The sequence below is a fragment of the Streptomyces dioscori genome (genome assembly GCF_003024195.1).
Taxonomy (GTDB): Bacteria; Actinomycetota; Actinomycetes; order Streptomycetales; family Streptomycetaceae; genus Streptomyces; species Streptomyces dioscori.
In genome coordinates this window covers 472,172-491,486 of sequence record NZ_KZ679040.1, presented here as the reverse complement: position 1 = coordinate 491,486, position 19,315 = coordinate 472,172, and the positions used below count along the sequence as shown (strand labels likewise).

The 19,315-nt window shown below is 70.9% G+C and carries 14 protein-coding genes and 1 pseudogene; 14 read left to right on the top strand and 1 reads right to left on the bottom strand.

The genetic code is table 11. From position 1 onward, the window contains the following. The first annotated feature begins 12 nt into the window (after positions 1-12). Together C6Y14_RS10085 and C6Y14_RS10080 are read left to right on the top strand one after the other, a co-directional pair. Positions 13-1,107: a mechanosensitive ion channel family protein gene (locus C6Y14_RS10085; protein WP_404828763.1), complete on the top strand. Its 1,095-nt coding sequence runs from the start codon at positions 13-15 to the stop codon at positions 1,105-1,107. A gap of 234 nt (positions 1,108-1,341) precedes the next feature. Further along, the gene (locus C6Y14_RS10080; RefSeq protein ID WP_107016191.1) at positions 1,342-1,968 is read left to right on the top strand and encodes a Uma2 family endonuclease; all 627 of its coding nucleotides are present in this window, start codon (positions 1,342-1,344) and stop codon (positions 1,966-1,968) included. 249 nt (positions 1,969-2,217) lie between these two features. On the opposite strand, the pseudogene C6Y14_RS10075 reads toward C6Y14_RS10080, so the two are convergent. Continuing rightward, positions 2,218-2,470, bottom strand: a pseudogene (locus C6Y14_RS10075) (hypothetical protein). Positions 2,471-2,595: 125 nt separating this feature from the next. On the opposite strand from C6Y14_RS10075, the gene C6Y14_RS10070 reads away from it, so the two are divergent. The 12 genes from C6Y14_RS10070 (at position 2,596) to C6Y14_RS10015 (ending at position 19,228) form a co-directional block, all read left to right on the top strand. Further along, positions 2,596-3,693, top strand: coding sequence for a glycoside hydrolase family 43 protein (locus C6Y14_RS10070; RefSeq protein ID WP_107016190.1), 1,098 nt, complete (start codon positions 2,596-2,598; stop codon positions 3,691-3,693). Between the two features lie 211 nt (positions 3,694-3,904). Then, a complete protein-coding gene (locus C6Y14_RS10065) occupies positions 3,905-5,119 on the top strand; it encodes an ROK family transcriptional regulator (RefSeq protein ID WP_107016189.1) in 1,215 nt (404 codons plus the stop codon). A gap of 69 nt (positions 5,120-5,188) precedes the next feature. Then, positions 5,189-6,526 carry an ABC transporter substrate-binding protein gene (locus C6Y14_RS10060; protein ID WP_107016188.1) on the top strand — a complete coding sequence of 446 codons (1,338 nt, stop codon included), beginning with the start codon at positions 5,189-5,191 and terminating at the stop codon, positions 6,524-6,526. A 42-nt stretch (positions 6,527-6,568) separates the two neighbouring features. Then, positions 6,569-7,510, top strand: a complete 942-nt coding sequence (locus tag C6Y14_RS10055) for a carbohydrate ABC transporter permease (protein WP_107016448.1) — start codon at positions 6,569-6,571, stop codon at positions 7,508-7,510. 2 nt (positions 7,511-7,512) lie between these two features. Beyond that, positions 7,513-8,436: a carbohydrate ABC transporter permease gene (locus C6Y14_RS10050; protein WP_107016187.1), complete on the top strand. Its 924-nt coding sequence runs from the start codon at positions 7,513-7,515 to the stop codon at positions 8,434-8,436. Positions 8,437-8,438: 2 nt separating this feature from the next. Beyond that, positions 8,439-9,704, top strand: a complete 1,266-nt coding sequence (locus tag C6Y14_RS10045; RefSeq protein WP_107016186.1) for a 6-phospho-beta-glucosidase — start codon at positions 8,439-8,441, stop codon at positions 9,702-9,704. Between the two features lie 110 nt (positions 9,705-9,814). After that, positions 9,815-10,789, top strand: coding sequence for an N-acetylglucosamine kinase (locus C6Y14_RS10040; RefSeq protein ID WP_107016447.1), 975 nt, complete (start codon positions 9,815-9,817; stop codon positions 10,787-10,789). Positions 10,790-10,961: 172 nt separating this feature from the next. After that, a complete protein-coding gene (locus C6Y14_RS10035; RefSeq protein ID WP_404828748.1) occupies positions 10,962-12,449 on the top strand; it encodes a hypothetical protein in 1,488 nt (495 codons plus the stop codon). 14 nt (positions 12,450-12,463) lie between these two features. Further along, on the top strand, positions 12,464-13,480 hold the full coding sequence (locus tag C6Y14_RS10030; RefSeq protein WP_107016446.1) for a glutamate ABC transporter substrate-binding protein: 1,017 nt from the start codon (positions 12,464-12,466) through the stop codon (positions 13,478-13,480). Between the two features lie 124 nt (positions 13,481-13,604). Then, positions 13,605-14,927 (top strand): coiled-coil domain-containing protein, encoded by a 1,323-nt coding sequence (locus C6Y14_RS10025; protein WP_107016184.1) that lies wholly within the window; start codon positions 13,605-13,607, stop codon positions 14,925-14,927. Next, on the top strand, positions 14,924-17,674 hold the full coding sequence (locus tag C6Y14_RS10020) for a serine/threonine-protein kinase (RefSeq protein ID WP_107016183.1): 2,751 nt from the start codon (positions 14,924-14,926) through the stop codon (positions 17,672-17,674). Before C6Y14_RS10025 ends, C6Y14_RS10020 begins: the two co-directional genes overlap by 4 nt. A 3-nt stretch (positions 17,675-17,677) precedes the next feature. Continuing rightward, a complete protein-coding gene (locus tag C6Y14_RS10015; RefSeq protein WP_107016182.1) occupies positions 17,678-19,228 on the top strand; it encodes a PP2C family serine/threonine-protein phosphatase in 1,551 nt (516 codons plus the stop codon). Positions 19,229-19,315: the final 87 nt, after the last annotated feature.

Below are 19,315 nucleotides of genomic sequence, written 5' to 3'. Positions count from 1 at the left end.
GGGCCGCTACGCCTGGAGGTGCCTGCCGTGTTCTTGTCCGTCCTGTCGGCCGCCGATCCCACCGAGGAACCGACGTCACCGACGCTTGAGGACGCCCAGGAAAGCGCCACCAACGCCGCCAGCTGGGTGGAGCAGAACTGGTCCACCTGGCTCAGCATCGGACTGCGCGTCCTGCTCATCGTGATCATCGCGGTGGTGCTGAGAGTGGCCGTACGGCGGACCATCACGAAGTTCATCGACCGGATGAACCGAACGGCCCAGGCGGTCGACGGCACGGCGCTCGGCGGCCTCCTGGTCAACGTCGAACGCCGCCGCCAGCGCTCCCAGGCGATCGGTTCCGTCCTCCGTTCGGTCGCGTCCTTCCTGATAGTGGGCACGGCGGCGCTGATGATCCTGGGCACGTTCCAGATCAACCTGGCACCGCTGCTGGCCTCCGCCGGTGTGGCGGGCGTGGCGATCGGTTTCGGCGCCCGCAACCTCGTGACGGATTTCCTCTCCGGCGTTTTCATGATCCTTGAGGATCAGTACGGCGTAGGGGACACGGTCGACGCGGGGGTGGCGTCCGGCGAGGTCATCGAGGTGGGCCTGCGGGTCACCAAGCTGCGCGGCGACAACGGCGAGATCTGGTACGTCCGCAACGGCGAGGTCAAGCGCATCGGCAACCTCTCCCAGGGCTGGGCCACGGCCGGCGTCGACGTCACGGTCCGCTCGGACGAGGACCTCGACCGCGTCCGCTCGGTCCTCGCGGAGGTCGGCGAGGCGATGAGCAAGGACGAGCCGTGGAACGAGCGCCTGTGGGGCCCGATAGAGGTCCTGGGCCTCGACAGCGTCATCCTGGACTCGATGGTCGTACGCGTCAGCGCGAAGACCATGCCGGGCAAGGCCCTCTCCGTCGAACGCGAACTGCGCTGGCGCATCAAGCAGGCCTTCGACCGCGCGGACATCCGCATCGTCGGCGGCCTCCCCGCCCCGACGGAGGAAGCCCCCGCGGACCCGACGGCGGGCATGGCGGCCCCGTCGGCCTACTCCAACACGGGCTCGGCCCAGTCACAGGCGGCGTCCCCCCTGGCCCCTCCGGCGGTCGTTCCGTCGAGTGGGGCGAAGTAGGGGCGAGAGGTTTCTCATACGGGCTGATGCGCGCGCGGGGCGGTTCCGGGAGCACTCCGGAGCCGCCCCGCACACGTCTGCGGCCCGGCGCGACCGCCGTAACGGTTCGGCACGCTCGTTCGAGTGAACGTCCACAGCATCCGCAGGTCATAGGGGGTGCGGATGCCTCATGGTTCTGCCCGGGGCACCCGGAACGGGCGTAGCCTGGCAACAGCGTGGCGAGGAGAAGCATCAATGAGTGCCGAACTCAGCATGGAGCCGGTCATGACGCAGCAGGACCCCATCGATCTGCTGATCGCGTTCGAGGAAGCGTCCGAGACGCCGATCCGACCCGAGTACGTCGAAGGGACGGTCATCGTGCCGCCGGCACCGAACGACAACCACAATGACGGCGCTTTCGAGCTGTCCTTCCAGTTCCGCGCCGCCGGACTACGCCTGGTGGGCATGGGCAACGGCTACCGGGCAGCCCACAAGGACGGCCGCACCATGGCCCTGCTCATCCCCGACTTCTATGTACGCCGCCGCAAGGCGACGGAACTGGACGAGTCGTATCGCAGGGCCCACAAGGGCTGGTACCCGATCGACATGATCGCCCTGGTCGGCGAGGTGACCTCCACGAACCACGAGACGGACACCGGCCCCAAACTGCGCACCTACGCCGCCGCCGACGTCCCCTTGTACATCCTGATCAATCGTCACCGGAAGACGGCCCACTGCCACTCCGACCCGATCACCCCCGGCGACGACCCCACAGAGGCGTACTACGCCACCGAGGTGAAGGTCGAACTGGGCCGCGCACTCCCGCTTCCGGCCCCGTACCCGACGCTGGAGACGGCCCCTTTCCTGGAGCCGACGGAGTAGTGGAGCCGGTCGGCGAAGGCGGCGCCCGACGCGCAACTCCACGCAGTGCACGAAGTGCCGCCCGTCACGCTCAGGCAGGCTTTCAGCCGAACCAGTTCACCTGCACCAGCACGATCCGCGAGCCCCGCACATCGGTGATGCCGTCGTCGGCAACCGTCCAGCAGGTCGTCCTGGAACAGTTCCCACTGCCAGTCAGCCACCCGCGACTTACGGGGTTCACCGGCGCCGGCCGAGCCACTGCTCGGCGCCTTAGGCATGGAACCGCTCCACCTCGGTGAATCCCAGCTTCGCCGCGAGGCGCATCGAGCCGGCGTTGGCGGTCTGGGTGGCGAGCACCACCGGCTCGCCGGGACGGACACCGTCGAACAAGGTAGCTGTGCGCCTCCGGTGAGGCGAGCAGTTCGACGAACGCCGCACGGTCCCGGGCCTCGGACCCGCGGAGCACCAGCCGCTCGGTCTTGACCGGGGCGGATGGCCAGGCGGCGGACACGGGTTCGGTCATGGCGGGCAACCTACCGCCCGCGCGACGCAGCACGTGGCCCCGTTCGCCATATTGACGCCCACCCCCCGCCCGGCGATGATCCGAGAGCGCTCTCTGACGTGGACACGATCAGGAGGTCCCACCGGATGTCTCCCACCCGCAGCCGGCTCGCCCGCCTGATTCCGTTCGGGCTCGCCGCCACCCTCCTCCTCGCCCTCGGGCAGACCGCCACCACCGCCGCGCCCGCCGAGGCCGTCACCGCGGGCGCCCTCGGCCGTACCACCCTCGGTGGCGCCGACCCCAGTGTCATCAAGGTCGGCGACCTCTACGTCGCCGCCAAGTCCGTGGACGGCGGGATCGCCGTGCGGACCGCGGCCACCCTGGAGGGCATCGCCGCCGCGCCCAAGCAGCAGGTGTGGCGGGACACCGGCGGGCTCGGTGAGGTCTGGGCGCCCGAGATCGTCCACCACGACGGCGCCTACCGCATCTACTTCGCCGCCGGCACCGGCGCCGCTCACCGGATGTACCACATCAGCTCGGCCAGCCCGGCCACCGGCTACTCCGCCGCCACCAAGGTCGCCCTGCCCGGCGACAAGTGGGCCATCGACGGGTCGCCGTTCACCTTCAACGGCCAGCGCTGGTTCGTCTGGTCCGGCTGGGCCGGTGACACCAACGTCGAGCAGAACCTGTACGTCGCCCGGATGGGCAGCCCCACCGCGTCCACCGGCGACCGGTACGTCATCTCGCAGCCCCGCGAGTCGTGGGAGCGGGTCGTCGGCAACCCGTACATCAACGAGGCGCCCCAGCCGATCGTCGACCCCAACGGGCAGCTGCACATCGCGTACTCCGCGAACGGCAGCTGGAGCGACCAGTACTGCATCGCCGACCTGCGGCTGCGGTCCGGCGGCGATCCGACGTACGTGTGGGACTGGTACAAGTCCAACGGCTGCCTGTTCGGGTCCCACCGCGCGACCATGATGTCCGGCTGGGACCCGACGCTGAACGTCGACGGCCCCGGCCACCACACGTTCGTCCTGCCGCGCGGCGACGCCACCGCGGGGCCGCCCTCCGGCAATCGCTTCCCGACCATGTTCCACGCGGTCGCGAAGGGCACGCCGTACTCGTGGTCCAACCGCTACTGGTACACCGGCACGGCCGTCTGGTGGGGCAACACCACGTATAGCCGTGCCAACGTCCCCGGCTCCCCCACCAACACCGGGTTCAGCCTCAAGTTCTTCGAGTGAGCCTCCACGGACGCCCTCGCACCACCCCGCCCCCGCAGGTAACAACTCTGTTGCCGCGGGGGCAACCTGTTGACGCCTCCCCCGCCCCCGGCCTACCTTCCTCCCACCGATAGGAAAGTTTCCTAACAGTGATCGCAACGGTGATCGCTCGGTGGACTTTCCGGTAATCACACTGGGAAGCTGGGCAGCCGAGAGGCAGGTGTCGACAGTCATGGCAGGAACATCCGGTACCCCGGGCACCCCGCGCGTGCTGCGCGCCATGAACGACCGCGCCGCGCTCGACCTCCTGCTGGAGCACGGCCCGCTCTCCCGGACCCGGATCGGCAAGCTGACCGGGCTCTCGAAGCCGACCGCCTCCCAGCTGCTCGCCCGGCTGGAGGCGGCAGGACTCGTCGTCGTCACCGGGACCAGCGAGGGACGGCCCGGACCCAACGCACAGCTGTACGCGGTCAATCCGGCCGCCGCCTACGCCGCGGGACTCGACGTGACGCCCGAGCGGATCCTCGCCGCCGTCGCCGATGTGACCGGGCGGACGGTGGGCGAGTTCGAACTGCCCACCCCCGGCCGACGCGCCGGCCACACCGTCGTACGGCAGGTCACCGACGCCCTCGACGGCGCGGTGAAGGCGGCAGGGCTGGCGCGGGCCGACGTCCAGCGGCTCGTCATCGGCACCCCCGGCGCCTTCGACCCGAACACGGGCCGGCTGCGCTACGCCTCCCATCTGCCCGGCTGGCACTCCCCCGCCCTGCTCGACGAGCTCGCGGCGGCGCTGCCGATGCCCGTCGAGTACGAGAACGACGTCAACCTCGCCGCCGTCGCCGAACAGCGGCTCGGGGCGGCCCGGGGTCACGAGGACTTCGTCCTGCTGTGGAACGAGGGCGGCCTGGGCGCCGCCCTCGTGCTCGGCGGACGGCTGCACCGCGGCTGGACCGGCGGCGCGGGCGAGGTCGGCTTCCTGCCCGTCCCCGGCGCGCCCCTCGTCCGGCACGTCACCAAGGCCAACAGCGGTGGTTATCAGGAGCTGGCCGGTTCCCAGGCCATCCCGAAACTCGCCCGCGAACTGGGCATCAAGCCCATCCCCTCGGGCCCGTACACCGAGGTCGCCGCCGCTCTCGTCGAGCAGGCCGCGGACATCGACGCGGGCCCGCACCGGGAGCTGCTGAAGACGTACGCGACCGGTCTCGCCACCGGTCTCGCCTCGCTCGTGTCCGTCCTCGACCCCGAACTCGTCGTCCTCAGCGGCGCCTCGCTCAGCAGGGGCGGCGAACCCCTGCGCGCGCTGGTGCAGGCCGAGCTGGAGGAGCTGGCCGCGTCCCGGCCGCGCCTCGTCGTCGGCGACGTCCATGAACAGCCCGTGCTGCGCGGCGCGCTGGAGAGCGCGCTCGCCGCCACCCGCGACGAGGTCTTCGACACCTCGGCGCACTGACCAGCCCCGCACCTCTTCTTCCGCTTCCCTTCCCCGTCCAGCCCGCCCTGCTCATAGGGAGACCCCGTCATGCCCGGAATGCCCCGTAAAGCGGTGCTCGCCGCCGCGTCGATAGCCCTTCTCGTCACCGGCGGTACCGGCTGTACCGGCTCGTCCGGCTCCGGTGCCACGGACGACCCGAACGCGAAGACCACCATCACCTTCTGGCACGGGTGGAGCGCGCCCGCCGAGGTGAAGGCGATCCAGGAGAACATCGCCCGCTTCGAGAAGGCGCACCCCAACATCAAGGTGAAGGTCGTCGGCAACATCAACGACGACAAGCTCAACCAGGCGCTGCGCGCGGGCGGTTCGAACGGGCCCGACGTCGTCTCCTCGTTCACCACGTCCAACGTCGGCAAGTTCTGCTCGTCCGGCGCCTTCGCCGACCTCAAGCCGTTCATCGAGAAGTCGAAGCTCGATCTCGACGCGATCATCCCGAAGCCGATGCTGGAGTACACCCAGTTCGAGGGCACCCGGTGTGCACTCCCGTTGCTCGGCGACGCGTACGGCCTCTACTACAACAAGGACGCCTTCGCGGCGGCCGGCATCAAGACACCCCCGAAGACCTGGACCGAGTTCGCGAAGGACGCGAAGAAGCTCACAAAGGCGAAGGGCGACTCGTACGAGCAGCTCGGCTTCATGCCGAACTTCCACGGCTACGAGACCGTGGTGGACCACTACATGTCGCAGTGGGACCACTCCTACTTCGACGACAGCGCCAAGTCGAACATCGCCGACGACCCGGCCTTCGCGGAGATGTTCACCTACCAGAAGAAGCTCGTGGACGATCTCGGCGGGTTCCAGAAGCTGGAGAGGTACCGCAACACGTTCGGTGACGAGTGGGGCGCCAAGCACCCCTTCCAGACCGGCCAGGTGGCGATGCAGCTCGACGGCGAGTGGCGGCTGGGGATGGCGCAGGACGCGGGGGTGAAGTTCGAGATCGGGACCGCTCCGATGCCCGTGGCCGACGACGAGGTGGACGAGTACGGCAAGGGGTTCCTCTCCGGCACGATCATGGGCATCGCGCCGCAGAGCAAGAAGCAGAACGCGGCCTGGGAACTGATGAAGTACATGACGACCGATACCGAGGCCGTCGTGTCGTTCGCCAACGCCATCCACAACGTGCCGTCCACGTTCGACGCGCTCAAGTCGCCGGACCTGAAGGTCGAGGACGGCTTCAAGACCTTCGTGGACATCGCCCAGCACCCGCAGTCGAACACCCCGCCGGCCTCCGTCAACGGCTCCACGTACCAGACGACCCTCCAGGACTTCGGCTACCAGTACGAGTCCGGCAAGGTGAAGGATCTGAAGGCCGGTCTGAAGAAGACCGCCGACCAGATCGACCGTGACATCGAGCAGGCGAAGTAGCGCCCGATGTCCACGCTCCCCGCCTCCGCGACCTCACCCACCCTGCGCACGAACACCCTGCGGACGAAACGCAGGAAACAGGCCCTGCGCACGGCCGCCTTCATGTCGCCGTGGCTGATCGGCTTCAGCGTCTTCTTCGCGTACCCGCTGATCTCGACCGTGTACTTCTCCTTCATGAGGTACGACGGCTTCGGCGTCCCGGAGTTCCGGGGGCTGGAGAACTGGAGTTACGTCTTCAACGACTACCCCATGTTCTGGCCGGCGCTGCGCAACACCCTGTGGCTGGTGCTCGTCATGGTCACCTTCCGGGTCGTCTTCGGCCTGGGGATCGGCCTGCTGATCACGAAGATCAAGACCGGTACGGGTGTCTTCCGCACGCTGTTCTACCTGCCCTACCTCGCGCCGCCGGTCGCCGCCACGCTGGCCTTCGTGTTCCTGCTCAACCCGGGTACGGGGCCGGTCAACTCGGTGCTCGGCGACCTCGGTCTGCCGACGCCCGGCTGGTTCACGGACGCCACCTGGTCCAAGCCCGCACTGACCATGCTGGCCCTGTGGGGCGTCGGCGACCTGATGGTCATCTTCATGGCCGCGCTGCTCGACGTACCGAAGGAGCAGTACGAGGCCGCCGAGCTGGACGGGGCGTCGGCCTGGCAGCGGTTCCGGTTCGTGACGCTGCCGAACATCTCGCCGATCGTGATGTTCGCCGTGGTCACCGGGGTCATCCAGACGATGCAGTACTACACGCAGCCGCTGGTCGCCGGGAAGGTCGCCTCCGGGATCATCGGCGGCTCGGGCCAGCAGTTCGAACCGGGGTACCCCGACAAGTCGACGCTCACCCTGCCCCAGCTCGTCTACAACCTCGGCTTCCAGCGGTTCGACTACGGCTCCGCGTGCGTGGTCGCGCTGGTGCTGTTCGCGCTGTCCATGGCGTTCACCGCGTTCCTGATGCGGCGCCGCGGCGGTCTCATCCAGGCAGGTGACTGACCATGACCCAGACGACTGAAGCCCAAGTACCGCTCACGAAGGCGGAGTCGGGGCCCGAGTCCCCGAAGCCGCCCGTCTCGGCCGCCGAGCGCACCGCCCGGCGCAAGGCGCTCCTGGAGTGGATCGCCGTGCACGCGCTCGGGGTCGCCGCCGCGCTGTTCTTCGTGCTGCCCTTCGTGTTCGTCGTCCTGACCTCGCTGATGAGCGACGACCAGACGCTCACCAGGGACCTGGTCCCGGACACCTGGGAGTGGGGCAACTACACGAAGGTCTTCGACACCCCCGGCTTCCTCACCTGGTGGAAGAACACCCTCCTGTACGCGGGCGCCGGCACCGCGCTGACGGTCGCGTCCTCGATCCCGGTGGCGTACGCGCTCGCCAAGTTCCGCTTCCGTGGCCGGAACCTGTCGCTGATGCTGGTCATCTCGATGATGATGCTGCCGCCGCAGGTCATCATCATCCCGATGTATCTGTTCTGGGCGAAGCAGCTGGACCTGTCGGGCACGCTGTGGCCGCTGATCATCCCGATGGCGTTCGGCGACGCGTTCTCCATCTTCCTGCTGCGGCAGTTCCTGATGACGATCCCGAACGAGTACATCGACGCGGCGAAGGTCGACGGGTGCGGGGACCTGAGGACCCTGCTGAAGGTGGTGCTGCCGATGGCGAAGCCGGGTATCGCGGCCGTCGCGCTCTTCCAGTTCTTCTACGCCTGGAACGACTACTTCGGGCCGCAGATCTACGCGTCCGAGAACCCCGGCGCCTGGACCCTGAGCTACGGCCTGGAGTCCTTCAAGGGCGCGCACCACACCGACTGGAATCTGACGATGGCCGCGACCGTCCTGGTCATGGCACCCGTGATCGTTGTGTTCTTCTTCGCACAGAAGGCGTTCGTCGAAGGCGTCACGCTCACCGGAGTGAAGGGCTGAGAATGAAACTCGCAGTAGTGGGCGGGGGGTCCACCTACACCCCCGAACTCATCGACGGCTTCGCGCGGTTGCGCGACACCCTGCCCGTCGAGGAGCTGGTCCTCGTCGACCCGGCGCTCGACCGGCTCGAACTGGTCGGCGGGCTGGCCCGGCGCATCTTCGCCAAGCAGGGGCACCCCGGGCGGATCACCACGACCGACGATCTCGACGCGGGCGTCGAGGGCGCCGACGCCGTGCTGCTCCAGCTCCGCGTGGGCGGCCAGGCCGCCCGCAACGAGGACGAGACCTGGCCGCTGGAGTGCGGCTGCGTCGGCCAGGAGACCACCGGCGCGGGCGGCCTCGCCAAGGCGCTGCGTACGGTCCCGGTGGTCCTCGACATCGCCGAGCGCGTCCGGCGCGCCAACCCGGACGCCTGGATCATCGACTTCACGAACCCGGTCGGCATCGTGACCCGCGCTCTCCTCCAGGCCGGTCACAAAGCGGTCGGACTGTGCAATGTGGCGATCGGATTCCAGCGGAAGTTCGCCGGCATGCTGGGGGTCTCCCCCACCGATGTGCATTTGGACCATGTGGGCCTCAACCACCTCACCTGGGAAACCCATGTGCGCCTCGGCGGTCCCGAGGGCGAGAACGTCCTGCCGAAGCTGCTCGCCGAGCACGGTGAGGCCATCGCCGGGGACCTGCGGCTGCCGAGCGGCGTCCTCGACCGCCTGGGAGTCGTCCCGTCCTACTACCTGCGCTACTTCTACGCGCACGACGAGGTCGTACGGGAGCTGGGCACGAAGCCGTCACGGGCCGCGGAAGTGGCCGAGATGGAACGTGAGTTGCTGACGATGTACGGCGACCCGGCGCTCGACGAGAAGCCGGCGCTGCTGGGCAAGCGGGGCGGGGCCTACTACTCGGAGGCGGCCGTCGACCTCGCCGCGTCCCTGCTGGGCGGGGGCGGCAGCCCGTACCAGGTGGTGAACACCTACAACCGGGGCACACTGCCGTTCCTGCCCGACGACGCCGTGATCGAGGTGCAGGCGGCGGTCGGGCACTCGGGGGCCGCCCCGCTGCCCGTGGCACCGGTGGACCCGTTGTTCGCCGGGCTGATGGCGAACGTCACCGCGTACGAGGACCTGGCCCTGGAGGCCGCCCTGCGCGGGGGCCGCGAGCGGGTGTTCCGGGCACTGCTCGCGCATCCCCTGGTCGGCCAGTACGCCCTCGCCGACGGCCTCACCGACCGGCTGATCGCGCACAACCGGGAGCACCTCGCGTGGGCATGAGCGCGTCCCACACGGGTCCCGAACACACCGATCCCGCCGCCCGCACGGAGGCCGAACACACGCGCCCCGCAGCCCACATGGAGGCCGAATACACCCACCCGGCCGCCCACATGGGGGCCGAACACACCGTCCTCGCCGTGGACGCGGGGAACAGCAAGACCGACGTCGCGGTGGTGGCGGGCGACGGAAGCGTGCTCGGCACGGCGCGCGGCGGCGGATTCCGGCCCCCCGTCGTCGGTGTCCGGCAGGCGGTGGACACGCTCGCCGACGCCGTCGGCCGGGCCTTCGCCGCGGCGGGCGTCACCGCCGTCGGCCATGTCTCCGCGTGTCTCGCCAACGCCGATCTGCCCGTGGAGGAGGAGCGGCTGGCCGCCGCGCTGCACGCGCGCGCGTGGGGGACGACCGTGGACGTCCGCAACGACACCTTCGCGATACTGCGCGCCGGTGTCGAGGAGCCGCGGGGCGTCGCCGTGGTGTGCGGCGCGGGCATCAACTGCGTGGGCATGCGGCCCGACGGCCGGGTCGCCCGCTTCCCCGCCCTCGGCCGGATCTCCGGCGACTGGGGCGGCGGCTGGGGCCTCTCCGAGGAGGCGCTGTGGCACGCGGCGCGCGCCGAGGACGGCCGGGGCGCCCCGACCGAACTGGCCCGCACCGTGCCCGCGCACTTCGGCCTGAGCACGATGTACGAGCTGATCGAGGCCCTGCACCTGGGCCGCGTCGAGGACGTGCGGCGCCATGAGCTGACGCCGGTCCTGTTCGCCACGGCCGCGGACGGCGACCCGGTGGCCCGCGCGCTCGTCGACCGGCTGGCGGACGAGGTGGTGGCCATGGCGGTCGTCGCCCTGACCCGCCTCGACCTGCTGGGCGAGGAGGTGCCGGTGCTGCTCGGCGGCGGTGTGCTGGCCGCCCGCCACCCCCAACTCGACGACCGCGTACGGGAGCTGCTGGCCGAGCGCGCCCCCAAGGCCGTACCCCGGGTAGTCACCGCCCGCCCGGTCCTCGGGGCCGCGCTCCTCGGCCTCGACCACCAGGGCGCCCCGGCTCGGGCGCACGCCCGCGTACGGGAGTTTTACGAGAGGGTCTGAGCACGCCGGGAACCGAACTGTTCGGGTTGGCGTATTCATGGGCAGGGGGGTGCGGGATCTTCGCCGGGCCGCAATCCGACCAAGATCGCGTCAAGGCCTGTTCGGATGTCGGTCCCGGCGGCGATACTTGCGGCCGAGCGTCTCTTCCCGTGTGCCTCGGCGCCGGGCGGAGATGACCGGCGACGACCATGGGGGAGGTCAGGTGACATACCAGCAGCAGAGCACCGCGGCGCCACCGCAGGGGCAGGCGGGCGCGTCGCCTGCGATCCCGCCGCAGGCACCGCCACCGGGGCCGCAGGGCCGCGCGGGCGGGCCCGACGGCGGACCCCCGCGGCGCACGGCGTGGGCGGAGGGCGTCGACCGGCTGCGGGCCGGGGCGACCACCGAGCCCGGACGGCTGCGCATCATCGGCGCGGTCCTCGCCGTCCTGGTGGTCGCGTTCGGCGCGGTCACCGCCTGGGAGATGACGGAACGTTCGGCCGCCGCGGACGACGTGCTGCACAGCAGCCAGCCGCTGAGCGCCGACGCGGCCGACATCTACCGATCCCTCGCCGACGCCAACACGGCGGCGTCCAGCGGCTTCCTCGCGGGCGGCCAGGAACCGGCCAAGACCCGCCAGCGGTACGAGGACGACATCAGTCTGGCCGCGGACAAACTGGTGACCGCGGCGGCCAACTCCGAACCGGGGTCCACCTCGGCGAAGACCATCACCGACCTCAACAAGATGCTTCCCGAGTACAAGGGCCTGGTCGAGCGGGCCCGCGCCAACAACCGGCAGGGCTACCCCCTGGGCGGCGCCTACCTGCGGTACGCGAACGCGAAGATGCAGATCATGCTCGAAGACGCCGAGCGGCTCTACACGGTGGAGAACCAGCGGCTGCGCTCCGACTACGACGACGCGACGCCCTATCCGTGGATCGCCATCGGCGCCGGTGCCGTGGCCATCGGCGGCCTCGTGTGGGCCCAGCGGCGCAACTACCGCCGGACCAACCGTGTACTGAACCACGGCATGGTCGCCGCCACCGCCGCCACCACGGTCGTCCTGCTCTGGCTGGTCGTCGGCCACACCGTCGCCCGCGCCGGGCTGAACGACTCGTACGACCACGGTGTGCGCTCGATGAACACGCTGAACGACGCCCGGCTCGCCTCGCTCAAGGCCCGCAGCAACGAGAACCTGACGCTGGTCTCCCGCGGCGCGGAGACCAAGGACGTGGTCACGGAAGCCGGGAAGCAGACCGTCGACACGTTCGACTACGACTTCGAAGTGCAGATGAAGGACCTCACCAAGAAGCTGGCCGCCGCCGCGGACCTCGCCGACGACAGCACGGGCGTGAAACCCGTCGAGGCCGCGACGGGCAACATGAAGGTCTGGAAGCAGCGGCACGCGGAAGCCCGCGAGCAGGACCAGCTGGGCAACTACCAGGGCGCGCTGGCCCGGGTCATCGGCTCGAAGGCCGACAAACCGACGGGCGAGTGCTTCGACAACGTGGAGACGAACCTGAAGGCCGCGCTCACGCACGAGCGCGCCGAGTTCGAGCAGGCGGCCGGAGACGGCCGGGGCGCGATGAACGGCCTCGTGGTGGGCGCCGCGGTGCTCGCCGTGCTGGCCGCGGCCGGCGCGGTGCTGGGCATCGGGCGCAGGCTGTCGGAGTACCGGTGAGAGGGGGCATGACGATGAACGCGCGACGTCTGCGAGCCAGCCTGAGGGGCTGGGGCGGAGTGGGGGCCATGGCGGTCGTCTGTGCCCTGGCGGCGGTCTTCGCACTGCTCCTGCCGGTGACCCAGTCACGTGGGAACGACGCCGAGGACCTCGCCGGGCAGGGCACGGCCACGGGCGACCAGATCAGGGCTCCGAAGTGCACGGACCCCGAGAAGCAGAGCCTGTCGCCGTCCTCGGGCGACCAGGACGGCAAGACGGTCCAGAAGATCAAGAAACGCGGCTACCTGATCATCGGGGTCGACCAGAACAGCTACCGATTCGGCTACCGCGACCCGAACAGCGAGTCGGACGACGCCGAGCTGGAGGGCTTCGACATCGACCTGGCGCACGAGATCGCGGACAAGATCGTCGGAGCGAAGCCGAACAACGTCCGCTTCCGGGCCATCCCCACCGATCAGCGCATCCCGGCGATCCAGGACGAGAAGGTCGACATGGTGGTGCGCACCATGACGATCAACTGCGACCGGCTGAAGCAGGTCGCCTTCTCGTCGCCGTACTTCGAGACCGGCCAGCAGGTGCTTGCCCCGAAGAAGTCGGGCATCACCGGGCTCGACAAGTCCCTGGCGAAGAAGCGGATCTGCACGGCGAAGGGCTCGACCGCCTGGGACTCGCTGGACGCGGCCGAGAAGGACGGCGCCCTCCCGGCGTCCGCCGACTTCAGGGACCGCACCGTGCCGAACCAACTCGACTGCCTGGTACGGCTGCAGCTCGGCGAGGCGGACGCCGTGGTGACCGACGGGGCGCTCGCCGCGAGCCAGGCCGCACAGGACCCGACGGTCGGGCTCAAGGGCGAGCCGTTCACCGACGAGTTCTACGGCGTGGCGATGAAGAAGGGCGCCGACGACCTGGTGCGCCGGGTCAACCAGATCCTGGTGGACTACCGCAAGGACGGCTGGCGGACGTCGTACGACAAGTGGCTCGCCGAGAGCCTCGGTGAGTCGTCCGGGCCGCCCCCGGTCCAGTACAAATGACCATGACACTCCCGTAGTTCCGCGGAGGACGCGGATGACTGCGCACCGGGACGACGAGACGAGCGGCGCGGGACGAGCGGTACAGGACCGACCAGCGCGGGCAACAGGAAACGAGGGGTGATCGATGGGCGTCGCGGGACCATCCGGGCCGGTACTGGACCGGGACGAGGTGGACCGTGCGCTGGCGCGGCTCGGCGCGGAGCACGAGGCCATCGAGACCTCGCTCCTCGCCCTCCAGGACCACGCGGGCCGCAGACTCCTCGAAGGTGCCGAGCTGACGGGCACCACCAAGGAGCGCTGGGGCACCGCCGAGGCGTCGATCACCCTGCTCTGGTCCTACTTCGACGCGTACGCCGACGCGCTGCGCTCCGCCCGCGAGATCCGCTCCCGCAGACGCTGGTCCAGCCGCGACGACCTCGTGGAACTGACGGAACTGCTGCGCGGCGAGAGCGTCACGGTGGCCGGCAGCGCCTCCGCCACGGCCGCCGCGCCCACGATGGCGGGCACGGGCAGACTGAGCGAGCGCTTCACCCTCGCCGAACTCGTCGAGCGGATGAACGAGTTGTACGCGACCTCGCTGGACATGGTCGTCACGGCCGACGCCGTCTGGTCGGCGCTGCCCGCCCGGATAGATTTACTGGCCGCCGAGCTGCAGCGCACCCGCAGGCTCGCGCACTCCGTGGGCGTACGGCCCGGTGAGCACCCCTCGGGCGACGACCTGGAGCGCATCACCCGCACACTGACGTCGTTGCGCGAGCAGGTGGTGTCCGACCCGCTGGCCTTCTGGGCGCCCGCGCAGGGGAGTTCGGCGCCGGGCGGCGGCCGTCCCGACACGACGCGCTACGACCGCGAGGCGCGCGCACTGGAAGAGGTGCGCCGCGAGATCGACGCCGTGCTCACCGTGCGGCAGGACGCGGAGGCGCGGCTGGTGCGGCTGCGGGACGTGCTGAGCCGCGCGGACCGCACGCTGGCCGAGGCGAGGAGCGCGCGCGGCGAGGTGCTGGCGAAGATCGCCGCCTCCGAGGTGCCCGCGGTGAGCGGCCCGCCGACCGCGCTGCAGGAACAGCTGGCCATGGCCTCCGAGTACCGCAGGCACGCGCAGTGGCACCGTCTGTCGCCCCTGCTGGAGTCCCTGGAGGAGAAGGCCGAGGACGAACTGCTGCGCGCCCGCGAGTCGTTGACCGCGGTCACCGCGCCGCTCGCGGTCCGCGCGGAGCTGCGCGGCCGTCTCGACGCGTACAAGGCGAAGGTCGCACGGCTCGGCTTCGCCGAGGATCCGCTGCTGGTGGAGCGGTACGACGCGGCGCGCCGCATGCTGTGGAGCGCGCCCTGCGACCTGCGCGTGGCGGAACAGGCGGTGCTGCGCTATCAGCAGGCGGCCGCCGAAGTACTGGTGCCGAGGGTCCCCGGGGACGGCGGGCCACAGGACCGGAGGGGGGAGTCATGAGTCAGCCGAACGAGAGCCGGCCGAGTCAGGAGAGTCAGCAGAAGCAGTGCCAGCGGCCCGGCTGCCCCGGGTCGTACGAGGACATGGGCGGCGGTGAGCTGTACTGCGACACCTGCGGTCTGGCGCCGGTCGTCTCGTCGACGGGCATGGTGGGTTCGCCGCCGACCGGGATCACGGCGGGCGGCAAGGGCTCCCGCGGTTCGGGCAGCGGGAGTTCACGCTCCGGCTCCCGTGCGTCCGCCCGTTCCACGTCGCGCTCCGCGCAGTCCCGGCGTTCGGTGTCGGGCCGCCTCTCGCGGGCCGTCTCGGGGCGGTCGACGGGTCGTTCGGTGTCGGTGCGCAGCTCCGGTTCGGCGGCCGGTTCCTCCAGTCGCGGCCGGCTCGGCGTCGGCCTCGTACAGGTGCCGGACGTGCCGCGGCCCGATCCGCACGCGATGGTGCAGGAGAACCCCGAGGTTCCGGAGCGGAAGCGATTCTGCTCGCGGTCCGACTGCGGTGCGCCGGTGGGGCGTTCGCGCGGGGAGCGGTCCGGGCGCACGGAGGGGTTCTGCACCAAGTGCGGCCACCCGTACTCGTTCGTGCCGAAGCTGCGGACCGGCGACATCGTGCACGGTCAGTACGAGGTCATGGGCTGTCTGGCGCACGGCGGGCTCGGCTGGGTGTATCTGGCCGTCGACCGGGCGGTGTCCGACCGCTGGGTGGTCCTCAAGGGCCTCCTCGACACGGGCGACCAGGACGCCATGGCCGCCGCGATCTCCGAGCGCCGCTTCCTCGCCGAGATCGAGCACTCGAACATCGTGCGGATCTACAACTTCGTGGAGCACCTCGACCAGCGCACCGGCTCCCTCGACGGCTACATCGTCATGGAGTACGTCGGCGGCAAGTCCCTCAAGGAGATCGCCAACGACCGCCGCACCGCGGCCGGCAAGCGCGACCCGCTGCCGGTGGAGCAGGCCTGCGCGTACGGCATCGAGGCGCTGGAGGCGCTCGGCCATCTGCACAGCCGCAACCTGCTGTACTGCGACTTCAAGGTCGACAACGCGATACAGACCGAGGACCAGCTCAAGCTGATCGACATGGGCGCGGTGCGCAGGATGGACGACGACGAGTCTGCCATCTACGGCACGGTCGGCTACCAGGCCCCGGAGGTCGCCGACGTGGGCCCCTCCGTCGCCTCCGACCTGTACACGGTCGCCCGCACCCTGGCGGTGATGACCTTCGACTTCCAGGGCTACACGAACGTGTTCGTGGACTCCCTGCCCGACCCCGACAACATCGCGGTCTTCCGCACCTACGAGTCGTTCTACCGGCTGCTCGTACGGGCCACCGACCCCGACCCGGCCCGCCGGTTCGCCTCCGCGCAGGAGATGGCCGAGCAGCTCACGGGGGTGCTGCGCGAGGTCGTCGCCGTGCAGACGGGCCGGCCGCGGCCCTCGCTGTCCACCCTGTTCGGACCCGAACTGAAGGTCACGGACACGGAGTTGTTCGGCAAGCTGAACGGCGACGTGTCGCGGCTGGGCGTACGGGTGGAGCCGGTACGCGAGAAGCGCGGCAGGAGGCAGAAGAAGGGCGCGCCGGCCGTGGCGGCCGGAGTGAACGGTTCCCCGCAGCTGACGGCCGGGACGTACGGATCACCGCAGCCGGCCGCCGGGGTGAACGGTGTGCCGGAGAGGGCGGCCGGTGCGGGGGCGAACGGTTCGGCCGTCCTGGCGACCGCTCACCTCGTCAAACCGCTGAACACCTCCGCCGCCTCGCTCGCGCTCCCGGTCCCCCATGTCGACCCCGGCGATCCGAACGCCGGCTTCCTGGCCGGCCTCATGACGTCCGCGCCCGGGGAGCTGATCAGCGCCCTGCAGTCGGCGCCCGCCGGCTCCCCCGAGCTGCGGCTGCGCGAGCTGCGCGCCCGCCTGGAACTGGGCGAGCTCGACCAGGCGACCAGGGCGCTCGAAACGCTGGAGAGTGACCACCCCGACGACTGGCGGGTCGTCTGGTACCGGGGCGTCGCCGCGCTCGCGGCCGGCGACCACGAGGTGGCGGCGGTGTCCTTCGACGCGATCTACGACGCGTTCCCGGGTGAGCCCGCGCCCAAGCTGGCCCTCGGCCTGTGCGCGGAGGTCCTCGGTCAGCTGGACAACGCCGCCGAGTACTACCGGCTGGTGTGGACGACCGACCCGAGCTATGTCAGCGCCGCGTTCGGCCTGGCCCGCGTCCAGCTCGCGGCGGGCGACCGCACCGGCTCCGTACGGACGCTGGAGTCGGTGCCCGAGTCCTCGATCCACTACACGGCGGCGCGGGTCGCCGCGGTCCGGGCGCGGCTGAGGCAGCGCCTGGCCGAGGCCGCTCCGCGCCCGCCGGGAGCGCTGGGGGCTCCGCCCGGGAGTCCGGGGGCCGCTGCGGCTCCTGGGGCTCCCGAGGGCCCTGTGGCGCCGTTCCTGGACGACCTGACCTCGGCCGCGGCCCAGGTCGAGGCACTGGACGGGTACGGCCTGGACGCGGTGCGCCGCGAGCAGTTGTCCACAGAGGTCCTTGGCTGCGCCCTGGACTGGGTACTCTCCGGTATCCAGGGTTCCGCCCCGTCGAACACCGGTGCGCGGACCGTACTGCTCGGCAGTGACCTGGACGAGCGGGGCCTGCGCTTCGGACTGGAGCGTTCGTACCGGACACTGGCCCGGCTCGCCCAGGGTGGCGAGGAGAGGATCGATCTGGTGGAGCGCGCCAACCGCTACCGCCCCCGGACGTGGGTGTAATTCATGTCGCAGATGCCCCAACTGGCCGCCTGCCCCAGCTGTGAGGAACCGCTGGAGTCGGGAGACCGCTTCTGCGGTGCGTGCGGCTACGACCTGTCGGCCGTACCGGCGCCGCCGGACGACCACCCCACGATCACCATGAACGGCTCGGCGCCACGGCCTCCTTCGGCCGCGGCCGGGGCGGCCCCCGTGGCGCCCGGGGCCCCGGTGACCGCCGTGGACTGGCCCCTCGCGCCCGAGGCCGACAGCTCGGGCACACCGGCGGCGGTGGTGCTGCCCGCGGACATCGAGGGCCGGGAGTCGGGCGGCTCGGACAGCCCCGGCGTACGGTTCGACCGCCCCGCCGGCTCGCCCGTCCCGCCGCACCCGCAGTCGTCCCCCCTGCCACCGGAGCGACCGCAGGCCCCCGCGCCCGCCGGGCCGCATGCACGACCGCAGCCGCAGGCCCCGGGGCAGGGGCATGCCCAGCCACCGGCCCACGCGCCGGCCCGTGCCGCGGTGGAACCGGACGAGTACCCGCTCGCCGCGCCGCTGCCGCCCGAGATCCCCGCGGACGAGCTGCCGACCGTCGAGGTGCCCACGATCGAGGCGTCACCCGCCGACCCGCGGACGGCCGACCTCGCGACGCCCGCCGCCGGTCTCAAGGTCTGCGTGGCGTGCCGCGCGGGCCAGGTCGACCGGGACGGCTACTGCGAGAACTGCGGCCACGCGCAGCCACGCGAGCGCGACCACATGGAGCAGGAGCTGGACGCGGTCGCCGCGGTCAGCGACCGCGGGCTGCGCCACCACCGCAACGAGGACGCGTTCACGGTGTCCGCGACCGCGCTGCCCGACGGTTCGCCCGCGGTCGTCGCGATCGTCTGCGACGGCGTCTCCTCGGCGACCCGCCCCGACGAGGCCTCCCTGGCCGCCTCCCGCGCCGCGAACGAGTCGCTGCTCACGGCCCTGCCCTGCGGTACGCACCCGCAGCAGGCCATGCACGACGCGATCCTCGCCGCCGCCGAGGCGGTCAACTCCCTCGCGGACCCCGCCACCTCGTCCCACGAGCACCAGCCGCATGTGAACGCCCCGGCCTGCACGCTCGTCGGCGCCGTCGTCACCCCCACCCTGCTGATCGTCGGCTGGGTCGGCGACAGCCGCGTCTACTGGGTGCCCGTTGACCGGTCGGCACCCCCGGCCCGGCTCACCGAGGACGACTCCTGGGCGGCCCAGATGGTCGCCGCGGGCCTGATGAGCGAGACCGAGGCGTACGCGGACGAGCGCGCCCACGCCATCACGGGCTGGCTCGGCGCGGACGCGTACGAACTGGAGCCGCACACCGCTTCCTTCAAACCGGACCGGCCCGGTGTGGTCGTGGTCTGCACCGACGGACTGTGGAACTACGCGGAGGGCGCCGAGGAGATGGCCGAGGTCATCCCGCCCGACGCCGCCGACCGGCCGCTGCACAGTGCCCAGGTCCTGGTGGGCCACGCCCTGGACGGTGGGGGCCACGACAACGTAACAGTGGCCGTCCTTCCGTTCCCTGCGCCACAACAAGGGGCAGGATCGGCCTAAGAGGCCCAAGCGGTACGAAACGGCAGAGACCGTAGAGACGGCAGTGACGGTGGGGACGACTGGGACGGCGCGGGCCTCGGCCCGGTC